Source organism: Porphyromonas gulae (assembly GCF_000765945.1).
Classification (GTDB): domain Bacteria; phylum Bacteroidota; class Bacteroidia; order Bacteroidales; family Porphyromonadaceae; genus Porphyromonas; species Porphyromonas gulae.
In genome coordinates, this window is sequence record NZ_JRAT01000009.1 from 116,059 (window position 1) to 134,686 (window position 18,628).

Sequence of the window (18,628 nt, forward strand, 5' to 3'; positions counted from 1 at the left end):
TTTTATTGATATGATTACTTAGTTATTTGAATTCTTCTAACAAATCGGCTACGATAAAATTGCTCCCTCCGACGAAGATAAAATCATCCGCATGCGCCTCTCGTCGGGCAGCTTCGAGTGCCTCCCGAACCGAAGAGTAGGTACTACCGGCCAAGCCGAAAGCAGCGGCCTGCTGCTGCAGATCGTCTTCCGGCAAAGCTCTATCGACCGAAGCACGGGTGAAATAATAAACGGCCTCCCGGGGCAAGAGAGCCAATACGGCTGTGATGTCCTTGTCATTGACCATGCCGAAGACGATACGCAGCTGTCGGTAAGTCTGTCGCCTCAGTTGCTCGGTGATCAGACGGAACCCATCTTCGTTGTGTCCGGTATCGCATACGATCCGTGGCTGCTCGGCCAGCTGCTGCCAACGGCCAAACAGCCCAGACATTGCCGTAACATGGGCAAATCCTTCACGTACGTGCTCCGAAGAAAGATTCAGACCACATCGTTTACAAAGGACATCCACGGCACAGAGAATCGTACGGGCATTCTCCTCCTGCGCCAAGCCGGTCAGTTCGCCACGAACCGATCCATAGTCTCGTGTCCGGTATGTATAGCAACCGTTCTCTAATGTCGAGGACGTGATTACGCCCGATTCTTGTGCAAAAACAATATCCGCTCCTTCCTCATCGGCTTTGCGCTGAAAGACATCGCGCACACCGCCCTCGGCCCGGCCAACTACAACGGGGACTCCGGATTTGATGATTCCGGCCTTTTCGAAGGCTATCTTCTCCGGCTTATCCCCAAGGAACTGCACATGATCCTTGCCGATATTCGTAATGATACTCAGGATGGGGGTAATGATATTGGTGCTATCCAAACGGCCTCCCATCCCCACTTCGATAAGTGCCATATCGACCTGAGCGTGCCGGAAATAGTCGAAAGCCATCATCGTAGTCAGCTCGAAGAAAGAGGGATGCAGCGTTGTCACCATCTCACGCGTTCGCTCGCAGAAATCCACTACGTATTCTTCCGTAATACAAATGCCGTTTACACGAATACGCTCGCGGAAATCCACTAAATGGGGAGATGTGAACAAGCCTACCCTCATACCGGCAACCTGTAAGATGGCTGCCAGTGTAGAGGCGGTAGAGCCTTTGCCGTTAGTGCCGGCCACATGTATCGTTGGGTAAGCCTTGTGGGGATGTCCCAGCAGGCGGTCTATGGTCTCTACGGTACCGAGCCCGGGTTTATATGCACTGCCTCCTTGGTGTTGGAAGACAGGGGTGGCGGTAAAGAGATATCGGATAGCTTCTGCGTATGTCATCATGCCTGCCGGATGATGGTCTGCTCTCGGTCGGGACCCACGGAAACGATAGCGATACCGACTCCCAATTCTTTTTCCAAGAAGGCGATGTAGTCGCTAAATTCTTTGGGGAAATCGGCCTCGGAGACGACGTTCGTCATCGGCCGCTGCCAACCGGGGAATTCCTTGTAAACGGGCGTTACCCCTTCTGTCAGATGGAAGGGGAAATCGCGTGTCTCCTTGCCGTCTATCTGGTATGCCACACAAGCCTTGATCGTGGGGAAAAGATCCATCACATCGCTTTTCATCATGATCAGCTTGGTCACACCATTCAACATGATGGTATAGCGTAGGGCTACGAGGTCTATCCAGCCGCACCGGCGTTTACGTCCCGTCACAGAGCCGAATTCGCGTCCCAATTCACAAAGCTTGTCTCCCGTCTCGTCGAACAGCTCCGTGGGGAAAGGCCCTGCTCCGACGCGCGTGCAATAGGCTTTGAATATCCCATATACATCCCCCACATTGCGAGGGGCGACTCCCAAGCCGGTACAACAGCCGGCACATATCGTATTGCTACTGGTCACAAACGGGTAAGAACCGAAGTCAATATCCAAGAGCGATCCTTGTGCTCCTTCGGCCAACACCTTCTTGCCGGACGCAAGAGCACCATTGATCAGAAATTCACTGTCCACAAATTCGAACGTGCGCAGGTATTCTGTAGCCTCCATCCAACGCTTCTCCAGATCCGCCAGCTCGTCCGCAGGATAGTTCAGAGAATTCAGGATGCGAAGATGACGCTCCTTGGCTGCCGAATAGGCTCCCTCGAAGCCGTGCTCCAAATCTCCGACACGCAGGCCGTTGCGGCTCACTTTGTCCGTATATGTGGGGCCGATCCCTTTGCCTGTGGTTCCGATCTTGCCGCTTCCCTTAGCTATTTCGTTGGCAGCATCCAGCAGTCGATGCGTAGGCATAATGAGGTGGGCCTTGCGCGAGATCACGAGACGCTTGGTCAGATCGTGACCGCTGCTTGCAAGAGCTTCGGCTTCTTCCTTGAAAAGCAGGGGATCGAGTACCACTCCATTGCCTATGACATTCGTTTTCTCTCCTTGGAAGATTCCCGAAGGAATGGAACGAAGCACGTATTTCTCCCCATTGAACTCAAGCGTATGTCCGGCATTCGGGCCACCTTGAAAGCGAGCGACAATATCGTAGTGCGGAGTCAGTACATCCACTATTTTTCCTTTTCCTTCATCGCCCCATTGCAGGCCGAGAAGTACATCCACTTTTTCCATATCGGATCAATGTTATATGTCTGTGTTATTATTTTTTCTTCTTGGGAGCAGCTTTGTCTGCCGCCTTTTTGAGGGCCGACTGCTTCTTCCTGCATTTGTCGCAGATCCCATAGAGACAAATGATGGCCTGCCTATAAGAGAAGCGTGGTGGTCTGAGATCTTTGTCGGCCAGTATCGACTTCACATTTCGTCGGTAGTAGGTAGAGAATTGTGCACATTCGGTACAGAAAAGCAGCGGACACTGCTCTGCGAAGGAAGCCATCAAATACTGATATTTGGTTTCGGGAGAAGGCAAACGCAGAACGATCCCGCAGCGTTCGAGCAAGGTAAGGGTATTATAGACCGTAGAAAGACTTACAGGCAAGCCATTCTCGCGAGTGAGATCGAACAAGTCGTCCGGCGTGAATATCTTCTTCAGATTATATGCGACTTCAAGAATGCTGTACCGCTCGGGAGTATGACGCAAGCCGTGCTCCGACACATACGCACGCAATCTTGAGCGAAGGTCTTCCAATGATGTGACTATCATCTTTACAACTGCCATGGCACTATCGACAGGAGCTACAAATATAGTTCTTTTGAAGAAGTTGGTCGCGAGAAAACCTGTCGGTTTTTATCTTTTCGATCCATTCTTGCCAGTTGAGAGCAAGACAGTGGGCGAATCCTCCTTGAGAATCGGAGCAAGCGAATCGAACGACAGTGTAATGTGTATCGGCCCCATGGCATAGGGAGCGATCTCGTACTCATTGTAGAGGAAAGTGATACCTCGCTCCGATATTCCAAAATTGTCCGTAGGATAAAGATCCCCCAAGGTGCCATAGCCCATTTCGTTGAGGCTTTCCTGGGAAGAAACCCCTTGGTCTGCCATCAACTGCTTCCAGAGCAAATCGGTGAGAGCAGCATCTTTGCCCTGTGCGACGATGTCTTCCAAAAGAATCTGCTTGCCGGTACGCAAATCGAGGTTGAGATATGCAACGTCACCGTAACCATGACTGCCGCCCATGTATTTGAAAGCTTCGATCTCATAGACCAAGAGGCTGTCCTGCCGGAAGACGACCTTGCCCGTTATGTGATCGATATAGGCATAAAGCCCCAAGTCCGGTCTATAATCGGGCTTGAGCGTAAGTTCCTCCTTCAGCAAAGGCTCCATATCCGACAAATAGGTGGAATCGCTGGCGGCAGCATAAGCCGACATAGCCTCGGAAGGCGACATGGATGCATACGCCGGGCCGAACAGGGCATTGAGGATATTCCACCTCACCGAATCGCCTATGGCATGAGGAATGCTGTCTGACGGATATTCAAACAGGATTTTAATATCGTTGCAAGGCATGGTGGAGTCGCCTAACAAGTGAGTGCAACGTTCCATGGAAATACTGTCGAAAACGATCCTGTCGCTTTGTTTGTTCCTCTCTCTCTTACAGGATGAAATCTGCAGCAATAGGGCGAAAGCCGCAAGCAGGAGTAATGGCATTTTTGCTTTCATCGGATAAATCTTTTAGCAGTTAGTGGAAGCAGGGATATAGGTCTCAAGCAACTTGCACCCTGCTTGAGGGTCGGGGACAAGCTCTACATCGGCCGTCAGGGCCGGAACGAGGACACTCTGTCCCTGTCGGAGTTCGAGGCGATAGCCCCTTTTGTCCGTGAGGGTAATAGCTCCCTCCACACATATATATATGACGAAGCTGTCTTCCTGCACGAGATCGCGCCTGATAGGCTTGTCCAGCTCCAGCAGAGCCGTACGGAAATAAGGACAGTCCGCCAACCGGACAGCCGTATTGGGCCGATGCGTATAGGCCGTCCTGTACGAATCCTCCAGCCGATAGTCGATGGCATCCTTAGCCCATTCGGTATGCAGTTCGCGCAAGCACCCGTTGGCGTCAGGGCGGTCATAATCGTAGATACGATAGGTGATGTCGGATGTCTGCTGTATCTCTGCCACAAAGCAACCGGCACCGATGGCGTGTATCCGACCGGCAGGCAGGAAGAAGACGTCGCCCGCCTCGACCTTATACTCGGACAAAGCCTGCATGATCGTGCCTTCGGCCACACGCCTTTCGTAATCTTCGGGAGAAGACTGCGTAGAAAAACCGGAATAGAGACGAGCATCCGGATCGGCATGTACCACGTACCACATCTCCGTCTTGCCGAAGGATTGGTGCCTCTCGGCTGCCAACCGGTCGTCGGGATGAACCTGAACGGAAAGATCATCGCGCGCATCGATGAACTTGATCAATAGGGGAAATTTCCGGCCATACCGCTCGAATACGTGCCGGCCAAGGAGATCTTCGCCATGATACACCAGCAAATCGTCTATCGTCTTACCGGCCAGAGGTCCGTTTGCTACGACCGAATAGTGATCGCTCACATGCGAAATCTCCCAGCTTTCTCCGATGTTTTCATCGGTCGGCTCCATTCCCTTGAAAGGGCGTATCCTGCGACCGCCCCACACGACCGGTCGAAGGATGGGATGGAATATGTAAGGATAGAGTTGTGCCGTGTCCGTCATACTTCATTGTAGCGTTAGGTGACTATTCGTCGGGTTTTTCATCGTATCGGGCATACTGTTCCATATCGTGCCGGCGACGCTCGCGCATCTTGTATCGCCGTATCAATACCCACCGCAACAAGATGAGTACGACCAGCTCCAAAGCGCAAACCAACAGATACGTTACCAGCCGGTCGGTACCGTCCGGAGCTATCCTTTCGCGCGGGTATCCCAATACGGACATCACTACGAAGTATATAAAGAGAAAGCCGATGGTGATATTGATTCTTTTCATTCCCTCTTTTACATCATATTTTCCCGAGTCGTTTCGTCCGTAAAGGTAGGTTTTTCATTTTAGAAAGAGACTTCGTTTTCAAGCCACTAAGTGCAAAAAAGTGTCTCTCCAAAAGATCTGTCCCATATAGGTGCACCGCAGATTAGGGTTGCGGGACAAGCAGATGCAGCTACGACCATTCTTGCATGAAAAAGGCTGAAACCAGCCACAGAAAACGATGGCGAGGGTGATAGGGAAGTCGCTCCTTCGCGTCCGTCGAGCTTGGATGCGTTGCTCATTTTACGGACCAAAATTCGCTCATTTCTCGTCCCTGTTTTTCTGAAAACTCGAACCAAAACTTTTTCGTTCCGGCGCGAGAATTTTTCAGTTTACGCGCCATAACGAAAAAATTCCCGCGCCACGTTTTTACGCCCCACGTCCGGAGATTTTTTCAGGCACAAATACACCGGAGAGGGAAATACCCCTATCCGCTCTTTTTTCCTTCCCAAAGCCGGGGAAAAGCTCACATCACAGTGCCTTCGGGACACAGAGCTGGGGAGGCTTCTTTCCCCAAAAACACGTATCTTTCGGAGTTTTTAGCAGCAACCGCCCGATTATTATGAAGCATTTTTTCAGTGCTATACGCCGTTTCGTGCCGCCCTATAAAAAGTATGTGGCATGGAGCGTGGTGGCCAATACGCTGAGCGCACTGCTCAACCTATTGTCTTTCTCTCTGATCATGCCCATCCTGCGCATCCTCTTCCGGATAGACCGCCAGGTGACCACTTATATGCCGATGGATGGGATAGACTGGGGTGGCATGGATGGATGGAAAGCTGCCGGAGCTGCACTGAGCAATAATTTCAGCTGGTACGTAAGCCAGCTTATAGAGGTACGTGGAGCATCGTTTACGCTTATCATGCTGGGCATCTATCTGGTGGTGATGACCTTCCTGAAAGTGGCTTCGATGTACCTCGGATTCTACAGCATGATTCCGCTGCGTACGGGTGTGGTGCGGGATATTCGCAATCAGATCAACGATAAGATCCTCGGACTCCCCCTTTCCTTTTTCAGCGAAGAGCGCAAGGGCGACATCATGGCGCGCATATCGGGCGATGTGAATGAGATAGAGACTTCCGTGATCAGTTCGCTGGATATGTTGCTGAAAAATCCGATCCTCATTTCCATCTACCTGATCGGGATGATCCTGATCAGCTGGCAGCTCACCCTTTTCGTTTTCATCCTCCTGCCAATAGCCGGAGGGCTGATGGGCAAGGTGGGCAAGACACTCAAGCGTAAGAGTCTGGAAGGGCAGAATCAATGGGGAGGCCTGATGAGCCAGATAGAAGAGACGCTTGGCGGCCTGCGTATCATCAAGGCATTCAATGCCGAGAAGAAGATGCAGGATCGCTTCCATCGTGCCAACGAGCAGTTTCGCCGTACGACGATGAAGGTCTTCCGCCGCCAGCAGTTGGCACACCCGATGAGCGAATTTCTCGGCACGGCCACCATAGCCATCGTACTCTGGTATGGGGGTACGCTTATTCTGAACAATACGGGCGACATCGATGCTTCCACCTTCATATATTATCTGGTCATCTTCTACAGCCTGATCAATCCGGTCAAAGAGCTGAGCAAGGCATCATACGCCATAGAAAAAGGGCTAGCCTCCATGTCGCGCGTGGACAAGATCCTGATGGCCGAGAACGACATCAAAGATCCCGAACAGCCCCACCCCGTCGTGTTCGAAGAGGCGGTAGTTTATGATCATGTGTGGTTCCGCTATGGCGAGGATTGGGTGCTGCGCGATGTATGTCTGACGATTCCCAAAGGGAAAACGGTGGCACTGGTCGGTCAGAGCGGATCGGGCAAGAGTACGATCGTGGATTTGCTGCCACGGTTCTACGACATCCAGCAAGGGCGTGTGCTGGTAGACGGGACGGATGTGCGGGACGTAAAACTGCGTGAGCTGCGTGAGCTGATCGGAAACGTCAATCAAGAAGCAATCCTCTTCAACGATACCGTCTTCAACAACATCGCTTTCGGCAAAGAGAATGCCACGGCCGAAGAGGTAGAGCATGCAGCACACATAGCCAATGCGCACGACTTCATCATGCAGATGCCCGAGGGTTATCAGTCCAACATCGGCGACCGCGGAGGCAAGCTGTCGGGAGGCCAGCGGCAACGGATCAGCATCGCCCGAGCTATTTTGAAGAATCCACCGATTTTGATTCTGGATGAGGCCACGTCCGCACTCGATACGGAAAGCGAACGTTTGGTACAGAATGCCATCGAAAAGCTGATGGCCAATAGAACGGCTATCGTCATAGCGCACCGACTGACCACGATCCGCAATGCGGATATTATATGTGTGCTGCATGAGGGGCGTATCGTGGAGCAAGGACGCCACGATGAGCTGTACGCCCTGGGCGGATACTACACAAAGCTATGCGATATGAATGCAGAGTGAGAAAATGATACTTTTGTAAAGAAACGGAGACCGATGGACTATAAAACCCGTATCATACATGCTTTGTCGAAAATCAGGCTGAAAGCCATTGACACCTATGCCTCCCGAGCAGAAGAGATACAAGACCGACAGCTCAAGCGCATCCTGTCGAGTGCAGCCTACACATCCACCGGCATCCGCTACGGCTTCAGCCGTATCAGCTCGAGAGAGTGTTTCGCTCGCAACGTGCCTGTTCGCGATTACGAATCGACACAAGCCGAAATAGAACGAATGCTTCGTGGCGAAAAAGATGTGCTCTGTCCGGGACGTTGCACATGGTTTGCCAAAAGCAGCGGCACCACCAATAGCAAAAGCAAGTTCATCCCCGTTCCATACCGCCACCTGCACTATTGCCATTATCAAGGGGGGAAAGACACCCTATGGCTGTACCTGCGCAACAGACCTGACAGTCGTTTCTTCACGACGAAAGGTTTGGTACTGGGTGGCAGTCGCGCCCCTGTATCCATGAATGCCGATATACAAGTCGGCGACTTGAGTGCCATCCTTGTCGAGAATATGCCTGCGCTCGGCAACAGCATACGGGTACCCTCGAAAGAGACGCTCCTGATGGATGAGTGGACGGAGAAGCTGAAAGCCGTAGTTCGCGAAGTGGTACATGCACGGGTCGGGAGCTTGTCCGGCGTACCGTCTTGGATCCTTGTCCTGATCAAGGAAGTACTCGCAGCTACAGGCCGAGAGACTTTGTCGGATGTATGGCCGGAGTTGGAAGTATTCTTCCACGGCGGTATCAGCTTTGCGCCCTATCGAGAGCAGTATGAGAAGCTGATACCTTCTTCGCGGATGCAGTATATGGAGACGTACAACGCTTCGGAAGGCTTTTTCGGTATTCAGGACGACCCGACGGATAGCGGTATGCTGCTGATGCTCGATTACGGAGTCTACTACGAATTTATCCCGATGGAACATTTCGGGCAGCCGGAAGCGGAAGCTGTCCCACTCGAAGGGGTGGAAAAAGGGCGTAACTACGCTATGATCATCAGCACGCTCGGCGGACTCTACCGTTATGTATTGGGCGACACCGTACGCTTCACCTCGGTCAAACCATACAAAATAGTCATCACCGGTCGCACCAAGCACTACATCAACGCATTCGGAGAAGAGCTGATGGTACACAATAGCGACAAGGCATTGGCGGCGACATGCAAGCGATTCGGTGTGCAGGCAGTGGACTATACGGCAGCACCCCACTTTTTCCCGGAGGAGGGCAAGGGGCGACACGACTGGCTGATCGAATTTGTCTCCGCACCGGATGATCCGGATGCGTTCGCCCAAGCGTTGGATGCCGAACTGCAAACGCTCAATTCCGACTACGAAGCCAAGCGATATGCAGACATGACTTTGCTCCCACTCTCCCTGACGATTGCTCGCCCCGGTCTCTTCCATGATTGGCTTGCAGAGCAGGGCAAGCTGGGAGGACAGCACAAAGTGCCTCGTCTGAGCAATACACCGCAAATAATGAGGTCTATCCTCGAAATGAACAGTTAATCGCATCTTCCCGATTATTGGCAGGGGGAGGTGTTTCCGAACAAAAGAATCAATGAGTAAAAGGAAAGATAAAAGCAAGAGTAAAGCTCGCAAGGGAGACGCTCCTCGCATCAACCGCGCCGGTCGCAAGAACAAGCGCATGACCAAGGAGGAGATGCGCAATGCCGTTTTGGACATATTCCAAAGCAATCCTCAGAGCGTGATGAACTACAAGCAGGTAAGCCATCTGATGGGAGTAGAAGCCACACCACAAAAGCTAATGGTGAACTCCCTGATGGAAGACATGGCTGTGGACGACATCCTGCACGAGATCGAGCGCGGACGCTATCGTTACAATGCCTTGGGATTGATTGTCATAGGCACCTTCGAGCGTCGGTTCAACGGCCGCAATTCGTTTATCCCCGAAGGAGGTGGCACGCCCATTTTCATTGCCGAAAGAAATTCGGCACATGCAATGGACGGCGACAAAGTGAAAGTACAACTCTTTGCCAAACGTCGTGGCCGTGCGCCGGAAGCCGCCGTGATCGAGATCATCGAACAGAAGCAGGCCTCTTTTGTCGGCAAGATCCAAGTGAATCGGGATTTCGCTTTCCTTGTTACGGAAGATCGCACCTTGGCCAATGATATTTTCATTCCCAAAGATAACCTCGGCAATGCCAAAAACGGGGATAAGGTAATAGCCCGAATACTCGAATGGCCGGAGCAATCCAAGAATCCTATCGGAGAGGTGCAAGCCGTATTGGGGCCGGCCGGAGACAACGACGCCGAGATGAATGCCATTTTGGCCGAGTTCGGATTGCCCTATGTCTACCCGAAAGAGGTGGAAGAGGCAGCCGACCGCCTGGACGGCAAGATCACAGAAGAAGAACTGACGCGAAGAGAAGATTTTCGGTCGGTGCTCACTTTCACCATCGACCCAAAGGATGCCAAAGACTTCGATGACGCCCTATCGTTCCGTCCGATGGAGAACAATTGCTACGAGGTGGGAGTACATATTGCCGATGTCTCGTACTACGTCACTGAGGGCGACATCATCGATCAGGAAGCATACAACCGCGCCACGAGTATCTATCTCGTGGATCGCACCATCCCGATGCTCCCCGAACGCCTCTGCAACGACCTTTGTTCCCTCCGTCCCGACGAAGAGAAATATGCCTATAGCTGCATATTCCGGATGAATGATGAGGCCAAGGTATTGGATTATCGCATCTGTCGCTCCGTAATCAAGAGCGACCGCCGATTCGCCTACGAAGAGGCACAGGCCGTGATCGAGACCGGCGAAGGCGACTGCAAAGAGGCCATTCTCAAACTCAATGAGTTGGCACAGCGACTTCGTGAAGAACGATTCCAAAACGGAGCGATTGCTTTCGAAAGAAAAGAAGTCCGTTTCGAAATAGATGAGAAAGGTCGCCCTCTGGGTGTAATCGTGAAAGAGAGCAAGGAAGCCAACAAGCTAATCGAAGAGTTCATGCTTCTGGCCAACAGGACGGTAGCCCGACATATAGGCGAAGAGACCCAAGGGAAACGCGCCAAGACCTTCGTTTATCGTATCCACGACCTGCCCGATCCCGACAGGCTGGAGACCTTGTCGGACTTCATCCGCCGATTCGGCTATAAGCTGCGTACCACAGGCAGCAATGTGGAGGTAAGTAAAAGCATAAATTCGCTTTTGGACAATATCCAAAACAAGCCCGAGGAAAATCTGATCTCTACCGTTGCCATACGCTCCATGGCCAAGGCCATTTACTCGACGGACAACATCGGCCACTACGGATTGGCATTCGATTTTTATACCCACTTCACTTCGCCCATTCGTCGCTATCCGGACTTGATGGTGCATCGACTGCTGACGAAATACCTTTCGGGAGGAAGTTCCGTAGACAAGAATGACTATGAGGAAAAGTGCAAGCATTCATCGGCAATGGAGCAACTGGCAGCCTCGGCCGAACGCGCTTCCATCAAATACAAACAGGTGGAGTTTATGTCCGAACACCTCGGCAAAGTATTCGATGGTGTAATATCGGGCGTTACCGAGTGGGGGTTGTACGTAGAACTGAAGGAAAATATGTGCGAAGGCCTTATACCCATCCGCTGTCTCGATGATGACTACTACGAATACGACGACAAGAACTTCTGCCTCATCGGGCGTCGCTATCGTCATCGCTACAGTCTGGGCGATGCCATCACCGTACGCGTTGCCCAGGCCAATCTGGACAGAAAGCAACTCGACTTCGAACCCGTAGGCTAAGCGATCCTGCGAGACCATCCACTTGCAGGCCCTTGTCTTCGCCGAATTCGGTGGCATGGTCATACTCAAAAAGTAAGGCAATATCTCCATCGATCTTAGTTCTCTGTGCCCAAGCTGTTTGGTTTAGATGGCCAAACCCTCTGACCAAACTCTCTACCTCCTCCGATACAAAAAACGGCGAGAGGGAGCATACTCGTCTTGCACGCTTTTACGTTCGTCAATTTTGTCGAGTATGGCTCCGCAAAACGTGGCGTGAGATTTTTTTCGTTTTGGTTCGAGAATTTTTTTGTTCTCGAGCCAAAACGAAATTTTTTACGCGCGTGTTTTCAGAATTTCCGGAACCACTTTCTTCTGATTTGCAGTTCGTCTTTTCCTGACGGATCGAACACTTTTAGAATGCCGGTAAGCCTCTTCGAACTATTATCTTGTGAGGAGCTTTGACGTGTACTGAAAAAAGTTGACAGTTGGCGGGATGCAACCAGTATCCATTATGGGCAAACATTTAAGCAACTTTGAACGCCTTGCCATCCTAGAGGATTACCTCTCCGGGGCACAGAGCCAAGGTGCCATTGGACGGAAATATGGCATCAGTCGTGGTCTTATTCCTCAATGGCTTCGTAAATTTGGACTCGAAGATAAAGTTCATCCAGTTCCAATGAAAGCGTCCCAATCCCCCCAGAGTGAGCTGACACTCAATGAAAAAGAAGAGTTGGAGCAACTACGTAAAGAGAATCGTGTCCTCAAGAGCGAGAAGAACTAGGGCATCAAGCCTACAAGCTACTTGTTGAGTTGGCAGAAGAAACCTACGGCATCCGGATACGAAAAAACTCCGAAGCCAAGTAGTTCACCGTTTATCAGAGCCGGAGCGTAGCCATCCCATTGCTCGGCTCTGCGAACTGCTTGGCTTCAGCCGTCAGGCCTTTTATAAACGTCATCTCAACGATTTAGCTAGGCACNGAGCCGGAGCGTAGCCATCCCATTGCTCGGCTCTGCGAACTGCTTGGCTTCAGCCGTCAGGCCTTTTATAAACGTCATCTCAACGATTTAGCTAGGCACCAGGAGGATGTTCTGTGCAGTAGTATCATCCAATATTGTTGGCACTTAAGACAAGCAGAGCACCTACCCCAAGCCGGCTTCCGAGAGCTCATGGTGCTCTGTCGGCAATACTTCGGCCCCAAGTTTACGCTTGGGCGCGATCGCTTTTGTGCCCTGCTCAGACGCCANCAAGCCGGCTTCCGAGAGCTCATGGTGCTCTGTCGGCAATACTTCGGCCCCAAGTTTACGCTTGGGCGCGATCGCTTTTGTGCCCTGCTCAGACGCCATGGTATGATGCTGCGCAAACGGTCTGTGCGCCCTCGGACAACCAACTCTCGGCATAGGCTCTACAAGTATGAAGACCTGCTCAATACAGAGCCTAAGTTTGTGCCTCAAAGGCCGGGGGAACTCCTCGTAGCAGACATCACCTACGTGGCTTACCAAGATGGGTTTGCCTATCTCTCCCTACTGACCGANCCTAAGTTTGTGCCTCAAAGGCCGGGGGAACTCCTCGTAGCAGACATCACCTACGTGGCTTACCAAGATGGGTTTGCCTATCTCTCCCTACTGACCGATGCCTATAGTCGCTGTATCGTAGGGTATTGCTTACATCCGACCCTGGAAGTTGAAGGCTGTTTGAATGCTCTGCATCAAGCCTTTGCTTTCTATGATCAACATCAAATTGATACGACCAATATGATTCATCATAGCGACCGAGGCATTCAGTATGCCGGTAAGAGTTACACCGATCTGTTGCATGGGCGAGGCTGGCGCATCAGTATGACTCAGACGGGAGATCCTCTGCATAATGCATTGGCCGAGCGGATGAACAATACGCTCAAGAACTCATGGCACATCTCCTCTTCGAAACAATCTTTTGATCAAGCACTCCTTTCTGTAGACCGAGCCGTGCGCATGTACAACGAGGCGCGTCCACATCAAGCTCTAAGGGCGAAAACGCCTATGCAAGTCATTGCACCGGAGTCTGAAAATCCGTTACTGGCAAGGATCGAACATTGGCCGGAGATTGCCCCCGAGCTATACCGAAGAATGAATGTCAGACAAAAAGCTAACTTTGCTCGTGTCAACCGAAATTAGACCTAAGGGTAAGGGCTGTCAACCTAAAGTAGAATTATAGAAAGAACCNTGCTCGTGTCAACCGAAATTAGACCTAAGGGTAAGGGCTGTCAACCTAAAGTAGAATTATAGAAAGAACCGGTAAACCAATTGTAGAACGATCCCGCCAACTGTCAACTTTTTTCAGTACACGTCACCCTGTCGGTTCGCAAGGCCTTTTTGATGCTTACCGCTTCGATGGGAAAGAGTTTGTCCTCTCCGATAGCAGTTTTAATTAGATACTGTATTATTTTCGTAACAGGTAGTAAAGCGTATTGCTTCATACCGAAAGAGATACTCGTTTTTTCAATACAACATCATATAAAGAGATCAGAGAGATGGTAAGGAATCCGAAAGAAGTACTCGAACAGACCTACAGCATGGCTGCAGGCAAATATACCAAGACATGGTATCAGATATTTTGGTTGGGCATCATGGCCGGAGCATACATTGCTATCGGAGGTTTTTTGTCCCTGTTGGTAGGCAAAGGTTTTCCCGAGATGGCCGAAGCCAATCCGGGACTGGCCAAACTGCTGAGTGGGGCGATGTTCCCCGTCGGCTTGATTCTTGTGGTGCTCACCGGAGCCGAGTTGTTCACCAGCAATAATGCCGTACTGATTCCTGCCGCCGTCAAAGATCGCATCCCACGTCTCTTCCCACTCAAGCTCTGGACGGTGGTCTATGTGGCCAACTTTATCGGTGCTTTCCTTTTCACCTATTTCCTTGTCCATTTGGCCGGCTTCGTCGATGCGGATCCTTGGCATAGTGCCATTGTCCATCTGTCGGAAGACAAAACCTCCCTGCCTTTTCATGTAGCATTTCTTAGGGGAATCGGTGCTAACTGGTTAGTTTGTCTGGCCGTTTGGCTGGGGCTTTCGGCTCATGACTTTACGGGCAAAATGTTCGGTATCTGGTGGCCGGTGATGGCATTCGTGGCTATGGGATTCGAACACTCCATTGCCAATATGTTCTATATTCCGCTCGGCATACTGCAAGGGGCATCCATCAGCTGGGGTAGCTTCGTAATTGACAATCTACTGCCCGTCACCATCGGAAATATCGTCGGCGGTGCACTCTTTGTGGGCTTCTTCCATGTCCACATATTCGATAGAGGAGGAAAGTAGAAAAAAGGCTTTGCTCCAAGTGGTATATCAGACACCATCTTACCTGATGTCTCAAGAGGGGATTGGCTGAAAAAAGCTGAGGGCTTACCGGAGCTGTTCTCCTCTGATACGAAAACGAATCGCCCCGGATTCATCGATCAGCAGGAGTTCGAATTCGGCCGATGGTACCGATGGGCGGCAAGTCTCCCAAGATCGTTCGGCAATCTTTCGTAGCAGTCGATCGCTGTCTTCCGCACTCTGCAGTGTCCATAGCTCACGAGCCAAATTCAGACCGTCTATGATGGCATGGATGTCTTCCGAACAACCGGCCTGACGAGCCAGTTCGTGCAGGAAATCCCGATTCATCACCACCTTTTTACTGTGCGTATCCAGATAGCCTTCGGCGAGTTTCACCGCTTTGCCGAGCATGATTCCTACCGTTACCGAGCGGACGGAGGGGAAGGAGGCTACACAGCTGAGTGATTCGCCGACAAAATTGCCATACTGCACAAAGGCCTGTGGAATGAGTGCCGGATAGGCTTCTTTTACATAACGCTCACTCTTGGCTCCCGAATTGAGGACGATATGATCGGCTCCCAAGGCGGTGGCAATGCCTACTTGCTTGCGGATGGCACCAACGAATGCTTCGGCCGAAAAAGGTTTCACTACTCCCGATGTTCCTATAATAGAGATGCCGTCCCGTATGCCGAGTCGGGGATTGAATGTCTGGGTGGCAGCCTCTCGGCCTTCGGGTACGCTGATCGTAATATCCACACCTCCTTGTGGATAGAGTCTGCGTACCTCTGCTGTCATCATTTGTCGTGGCACGAGGTTGATAGCCGGACCTCCGACCTCCAGACCGAGGCCGGGGAGCGTCACTACTCCTACGCCTTCGCCCTGCAGGAAGCGGACTTCCTCATGTTCGGGATTGAGCCTGACCGTAGTGCATACAGCCATACCATTGGTCACGTCCGGATCATCGCCCGCGTCTTTCAGTACTGTGGCTACGACAGCATCTTCTTCCTCCCGAATTTCCGCTATAGGCAGACTGACTACTTCGCCTGAAGGCAATTCTACGGGAGCTTCGGAGAGAGAGCCGAACCCGATCAGTCGATGCATGGCTGCTACTACTGCGGCGGTAGCTGTGGTGCCGGTAGTGAATCCGCTTCGGAGTGAAAAGAATCCCGGCACGAGGCGCTCTACCGCCCGTCTCAAACCGACAGGCCCGCCTACGGGAATGAATGAGGGAGGCAAAGCCGGGCGGATGATCGCATATATACGGATGCCCATCCGTCGGGCAGCTTCTATCTTTTCTCGGAAGTAACCGTTCTCTCCGCTTTCTTTTGTGATAATGGCATCGGGGCGAACGGCTTGCATCAGCTCTTCGTCTGCATGCGGTTCGAAGAAAACGATGCGCTCCGGAGGAAAGCCGTTCTTCTCTGCCAGAGCGAGCGATTCGTCTCGCTTCAATATGCGGCAAAAGGTGGTGCGTTCTTTCCAGAAAGCAGCCAGCTTGGGGATCGTATTCACCCCCGTGAGCATCAGCAGACGCTGCACTCCATCGCCAAGCATCCGTTCGGCAGCCGTATCGTAGTTTGCGCACCAGACGATCCCTTCTTCGCGTGGAGGGTATTGTCTCTCGTATCTTACTACGGGGATACCTGTTCGTTCAGCGGCTTCTGCCACTGAAGCGTGCAATTCTCCGGCGAAAGGATGAGCGGCGTCCACGATCAGCCGGATCTCTTCTTTCGGACAAAACGAAACCATGTCGGCAACCGTCATGGCTCCCGTCAGACGATGGCCGTGGCTGCATCGGATCTCTTGCAGATTGCCTTTGGTGGAGTAGAAAAACGGACTTCCCGCTTCATCCAGCACGCGAGCTGCCGCACGGCCTTCCGTGGTACCGCCGAAGAGTAGGATCATGTGCGGAATAGGTGTTTGAATTCATCGGCATACAACCGTGACAGCCCTTCGCGGTTGTCTATGGCTTCTCCCACGACTATCATCGTTGTCAGGGTCAGGTTGTTTCCTTTTACGATCTCCGCCAAGTTCCGGAGCGTGCCTCGGAAGATTTTTTCATCCGGCCAGGTCAGTCGATAGCAGGCCGCTACCGGCGTGTCGGGTGGATAATGCATCATCAGTTCGCGCTGTACATCGTCCACTATGCCGGCACTAAGGAAGATGCACATGGTGCTTTGGGACTGTGCCAGCAGATGGAGTTTTTCTTTCTCCGGCATGGGAGTGCGCCCTTCGCCACGGGTGAGGATAATGGTTTGTGTACGTTCGGGAATGGTAAACTGTGAGCGCAGAGCTGCGGCTGCAGCTTGAAACGAGGAGATACCCGGCGTGATATGATAGCGCATGCCGTAGTGGTCGAAGAGTGCCATTTGCTCTTGGATAGCACCGTAGATGCAGGGATCGCCCGTATGCAGGCGTACCACTAATTTGCCTCGGCGGTAAAAGTCCGACATGATCTCGAACTGTTCTTGCAGATTCATCGCAGCCGAACTTCTGACCGTGGCACCGGCTTTGGCACAAGCGGTCAGTTCGCGAGGGACAAGGCTGCCGGCATAGAGAATCAGATCGGCCTTTTCCAAGAACTGTCTGCCTCGCACCGATACCAGATCGGGATCGCCCGGACCCGCTCCCACTATTTCGATATGGCCGGCACGGGTGGAGTCGGCTGTCTGTGCCACGGCAAAGGTAAAATCGTTACCCTCCGATAGCTGCCCTTTCTGCTTCTCTATCACAAGACTTCCCATATCCGCTGCTTTCCGTGCCGAGGCTTCGGCTACTCCGTAGCAACCCGTAACGGCAAATACCTTTTCCGAGGGGTTGGCTACTCCCACCGGCTGTAGGTCTTGTCCCGTATATATATGTAGCGGTATCCCTCCGAGACGATGTACGAGATCGGCCACAAGCGGCTCTTCGGCTTTGATGTCGATGGTGGCTATCCGGCCGATGGCTTCGGGAGCATACCCCAATCGCCGTATTTCAGAGAAGATGTGCTTCGCAATACCTTCGGGGGCGCATAGCCTGCGACAACCTACTCCGATCGTAAGAACGGGAGGATAGTAGCAGATCATCGGCAACCGGCTCTCCAAGTGTCGGGCAGAAACAACCAAAATGAGGTCGAACTGCGCCTGATCGACAGCATCGAATGAGTAGAAAAGGCGGACATGAGACGGACAAGACCTTTCCAAAAAATCTTCTCCTCGCCCCGAAGTCTCCAATACCAATGCCGTACGTGCTCCCCCCACGAAGAGCGAAATGGGATGATTCATGTCGCCTGTATTGGAAACGGCTTTCCATCCATAGGTCGAAGCCAGCGTATCCAATGCCCAGAGTCCTGTTCGGTCGCTTTGGGTGGTAACCACCGGTTCGCCACCGATAGCAGAGGCGATCAGCCGCGTCAGATCGTTAGCTCCACCCACATGACCGCTCAGGACGGAAACCACGTACCTGCCCGTGCTATCTACGTTCACCACGGCCGGATCGTGATGTTTGTCCGCCACGTAGGGAGCGATGCTCCTTATACAGATTCCCATGGCACCGATGAAAACCCAAGCATCGTATCGGGCAAAAGATTCGGCCATCAGCTCCGCAATGGAAGAGATGCAGGAAACATCCTCCGTGCAGTCGGTAAAATTCGTGCCGATGGCAAAAATCTCTTTCTCTCCCGAAAGTTCGGATGCAATGGTCCGCGCCAATGCCAGACCGGCAGCGGATACACAGATTATGGCAGTATGATTCGGTTTCGACATGATTG

15 protein-coding genes and 2 pseudogenes are annotated in these 18,628 nt (G+C 52.1%); 7 read left to right on the plus strand and 10 right to left on the minus strand.

Annotated elements, in window-relative coordinates; translation table 11 throughout:
* Positions 1–22 precede the first annotated feature (22 nt).
* The 7 genes from HQ49_RS02805 to HQ49_RS12515 form a co-directional block, all read right to left on the minus strand.
* Positions 23–1,312, minus strand: coding sequence for a bifunctional folylpolyglutamate synthase/dihydrofolate synthase (locus tag HQ49_RS02805; RefSeq protein WP_080745531.1), 1,290 nt, complete (start codon positions 1,310–1,312; stop codon positions 23–25).
* On the minus strand, positions 1,309–2,580 hold the full coding sequence (locus HQ49_RS02810; RefSeq protein WP_039418320.1) for an adenylosuccinate synthase: 1,272 nt from the start codon (positions 2,578–2,580) through the stop codon (positions 1,309–1,311). The genes HQ49_RS02805 and HQ49_RS02810 overlap by 4 nt, the downstream gene beginning before the upstream one ends.
* A 28-nt stretch (positions 2,581–2,608) precedes the next feature.
* Positions 2,609–3,109 carry a Fur family transcriptional regulator gene (locus tag HQ49_RS02815; protein ID WP_026292149.1) on the minus strand — a complete coding sequence of 167 codons (501 nt, stop codon included), beginning with the start codon at positions 3,107–3,109 and terminating at the stop codon, positions 2,609–2,611.
* Between the two features lie 84 nt (positions 3,110–3,193).
* Positions 3,194–4,066, minus strand: coding sequence for an RsiV family protein (locus tag HQ49_RS02820; protein WP_039418321.1), 873 nt, complete (start codon positions 4,064–4,066; stop codon positions 3,194–3,196).
* Between the two features lie 12 nt (positions 4,067–4,078).
* The gene (locus HQ49_RS02825; protein ID WP_039418322.1) at positions 4,079–5,089 is read right to left on the minus strand and encodes a type I phosphomannose isomerase catalytic subunit; all 1,011 of its coding nucleotides are present in this window, start codon (positions 5,087–5,089) and stop codon (positions 4,079–4,081) included.
* 22 nt (positions 5,090–5,111) lie between these two features.
* A complete protein-coding gene (locus tag HQ49_RS02830) occupies positions 5,112–5,363 on the minus strand; it encodes a hypothetical protein (RefSeq protein ID WP_018964825.1) in 252 nt (83 codons plus the stop codon).
* A 274-nt stretch (positions 5,364–5,637) separates the two neighbouring features.
* Positions 5,638–5,742 carry a DUF1661 domain-containing protein gene (locus tag HQ49_RS12515; RefSeq protein ID WP_394331882.1) on the minus strand — a complete coding sequence of 35 codons (105 nt, stop codon included), beginning with the start codon at positions 5,740–5,742 and terminating at the stop codon, positions 5,638–5,640.
* Here HQ49_RS12515 and HQ49_RS12520 point away from each other — a divergent pair.
* From HQ49_RS12520 to rnr, 4 genes and pseudogenes are all read left to right on the plus strand, one after another.
* Positions 5,738–5,965: pseudogene (locus HQ49_RS12520) on the plus strand (hypothetical protein); the annotation flags it as partial. The gene HQ49_RS12515 and the pseudogene HQ49_RS12520 overlap by 5 nt on opposite strands.
* On the plus strand, positions 5,962–7,812 hold the full coding sequence (locus tag HQ49_RS02835; RefSeq protein WP_039418323.1) for an ABC transporter ATP-binding protein: 1,851 nt from the start codon (positions 5,962–5,964) through the stop codon (positions 7,810–7,812). The pseudogene HQ49_RS12520 and the gene HQ49_RS02835, both read left to right, overlap by 4 nt.
* A 33-nt stretch (positions 7,813–7,845) precedes the next feature.
* Positions 7,846–9,357 (plus strand): GH3 auxin-responsive promoter family protein, encoded by a 1,512-nt coding sequence (locus HQ49_RS02840; RefSeq protein WP_039418325.1) that lies wholly within the window; start codon positions 7,846–7,848, stop codon positions 9,355–9,357.
* Between the two features lie 52 nt (positions 9,358–9,409).
* A complete protein-coding gene (rnr, locus tag HQ49_RS02845) occupies positions 9,410–11,605 on the plus strand; it encodes a ribonuclease R (protein WP_039418327.1) in 2,196 nt (731 codons plus the stop codon).
* A 217-nt stretch (positions 11,606–11,822) separates the two neighbouring features.
* On the opposite strand, the gene HQ49_RS12525 is transcribed toward rnr, so the two are convergent.
* The gene (locus tag HQ49_RS12525) at positions 11,823–11,906 is read right to left on the minus strand and encodes a DUF1661 domain-containing protein (RefSeq protein ID WP_235317493.1); all 84 of its coding nucleotides are present in this window, start codon (positions 11,904–11,906) and stop codon (positions 11,823–11,825) included.
* Between HQ49_RS12525 and HQ49_RS11990 the strand changes: the two genes are divergently transcribed.
* The 3 genes and pseudogenes from HQ49_RS11990 to HQ49_RS02860 all read left to right on the plus strand — a co-directional run bounded on the left by HQ49_RS11990 (position 11,875) and on the right by HQ49_RS02860 (position 14,880).
* Positions 11,875–11,982: a DUF1661 domain-containing protein gene (locus tag HQ49_RS11990; RefSeq protein ID WP_235290041.1), complete on the plus strand. Its 108-nt coding sequence runs from the start codon at positions 11,875–11,877 to the stop codon at positions 11,980–11,982. The genes HQ49_RS12525 and HQ49_RS11990 overlap by 32 nt on opposite strands.
* 95 nt (positions 11,983–12,077) lie before the next feature.
* Positions 12,078–13,738: pseudogene (locus tag HQ49_RS12530) on the plus strand (IS3 family transposase).
* Positions 13,739–14,094: 356 nt separating this feature from the next.
* Positions 14,095–14,880 (plus strand): formate/nitrite transporter family protein, encoded by a 786-nt coding sequence (locus tag HQ49_RS02860; protein WP_039418329.1) that lies wholly within the window; start codon positions 14,095–14,097, stop codon positions 14,878–14,880.
* Positions 14,881–14,964: 84 nt separating this feature from the next.
* Here the strand turns inward: HQ49_RS02860 and cbiD are convergent, their stop codons facing one another.
* Both cbiD and cobM read right to left on the minus strand, forming a co-directional pair.
* The gene (cbiD, locus tag HQ49_RS02865; RefSeq protein ID WP_039418330.1) at positions 14,965–16,782 is read right to left on the minus strand and encodes a cobalt-precorrin-5B (C(1))-methyltransferase CbiD; all 1,818 of its coding nucleotides are present in this window, start codon (positions 16,780–16,782) and stop codon (positions 14,965–14,967) included.
* Positions 16,779–18,623, minus strand: a complete 1,845-nt coding sequence (gene cobM / locus HQ49_RS02870) for a precorrin-4 C(11)-methyltransferase (RefSeq protein ID WP_039418331.1) — start codon at positions 18,621–18,623, stop codon at positions 16,779–16,781. Before cobM ends, cbiD begins: the two co-directional genes overlap by 4 nt.
* Positions 18,624–18,628 lie beyond the last annotated feature (5 nt).

What these genes read in the sequence shown, in the direction of transcription:
- HQ49_RS02805 (WP_080745531.1), bottom strand. Translation starts at nt 1,312, where the DNA reads ATGATGACATACGCAGAAGCTATCCGATATCTCTTTACCGCCACCCCT.
- HQ49_RS02810 (WP_039418320.1), bottom strand. Translation starts at nt 2,580, where the DNA reads ATGGAAAAAGTGGATGTACTTCTCGGCCTGCAATGGGGCGATGAAGGA.
- HQ49_RS02815 (WP_026292149.1), bottom strand. Translation starts at nt 3,109, where the DNA reads ATGATAGTCACATCATTGGAAGACCTTCGCTCAAGATTGCGTGCGTAT.
- HQ49_RS02820 (WP_039418321.1), bottom strand. Translation starts at nt 4,066, where the DNA reads ATGAAAGCAAAAATGCCATTACTCCTGCTTGCGGCTTTCGCCCTATTG.
- HQ49_RS02825 (WP_039418322.1), bottom strand. Translation starts at nt 5,089, where the DNA reads ATGACGGACACGGCACAACTCTATCCTTACATATTCCATCCCATCCTT.
- HQ49_RS02830 (WP_018964825.1), bottom strand. Translation starts at nt 5,363, where the DNA reads ATGAAAAGAATCAATATCACCATCGGCTTTCTCTTTATATACTTCGTA.
- HQ49_RS12515 (WP_394331882.1), bottom strand. Translation starts at nt 5,742, where the DNA reads ATGGCGCGTAAACTGAAAAATTCTCGCGCCGGAACGAAAAAGTTTTGG.
- HQ49_RS02835 (WP_039418323.1), top strand. Translation starts at nt 5,962, where the DNA reads ATGAAGCATTTTTTCAGTGCTATACGCCGTTTCGTGCCGCCCTATAAA.
- HQ49_RS02840 (WP_039418325.1), top strand. Translation starts at nt 7,846, where the DNA reads ATGGACTATAAAACCCGTATCATACATGCTTTGTCGAAAATCAGGCTG.
- rnr (WP_039418327.1), top strand. Translation starts at nt 9,410, where the DNA reads ATGAGTAAAAGGAAAGATAAAAGCAAGAGTAAAGCTCGCAAGGGAGAC.
- HQ49_RS02860 (WP_039418329.1), top strand. Translation starts at nt 14,095, where the DNA reads ATGGTAAGGAATCCGAAAGAAGTACTCGAACAGACCTACAGCATGGCT.
- cbiD (WP_039418330.1), bottom strand. Translation starts at nt 16,782, where the DNA reads ATGATCCTACTCTTCGGCGGTACCACGGAAGGCCGTGCGGCAGCTCGC.
- cobM (WP_039418331.1), bottom strand. Translation starts at nt 18,623, where the DNA reads ATGTCGAAACCGAATCATACTGCCATAATCTGTGTATCCGCTGCCGGT.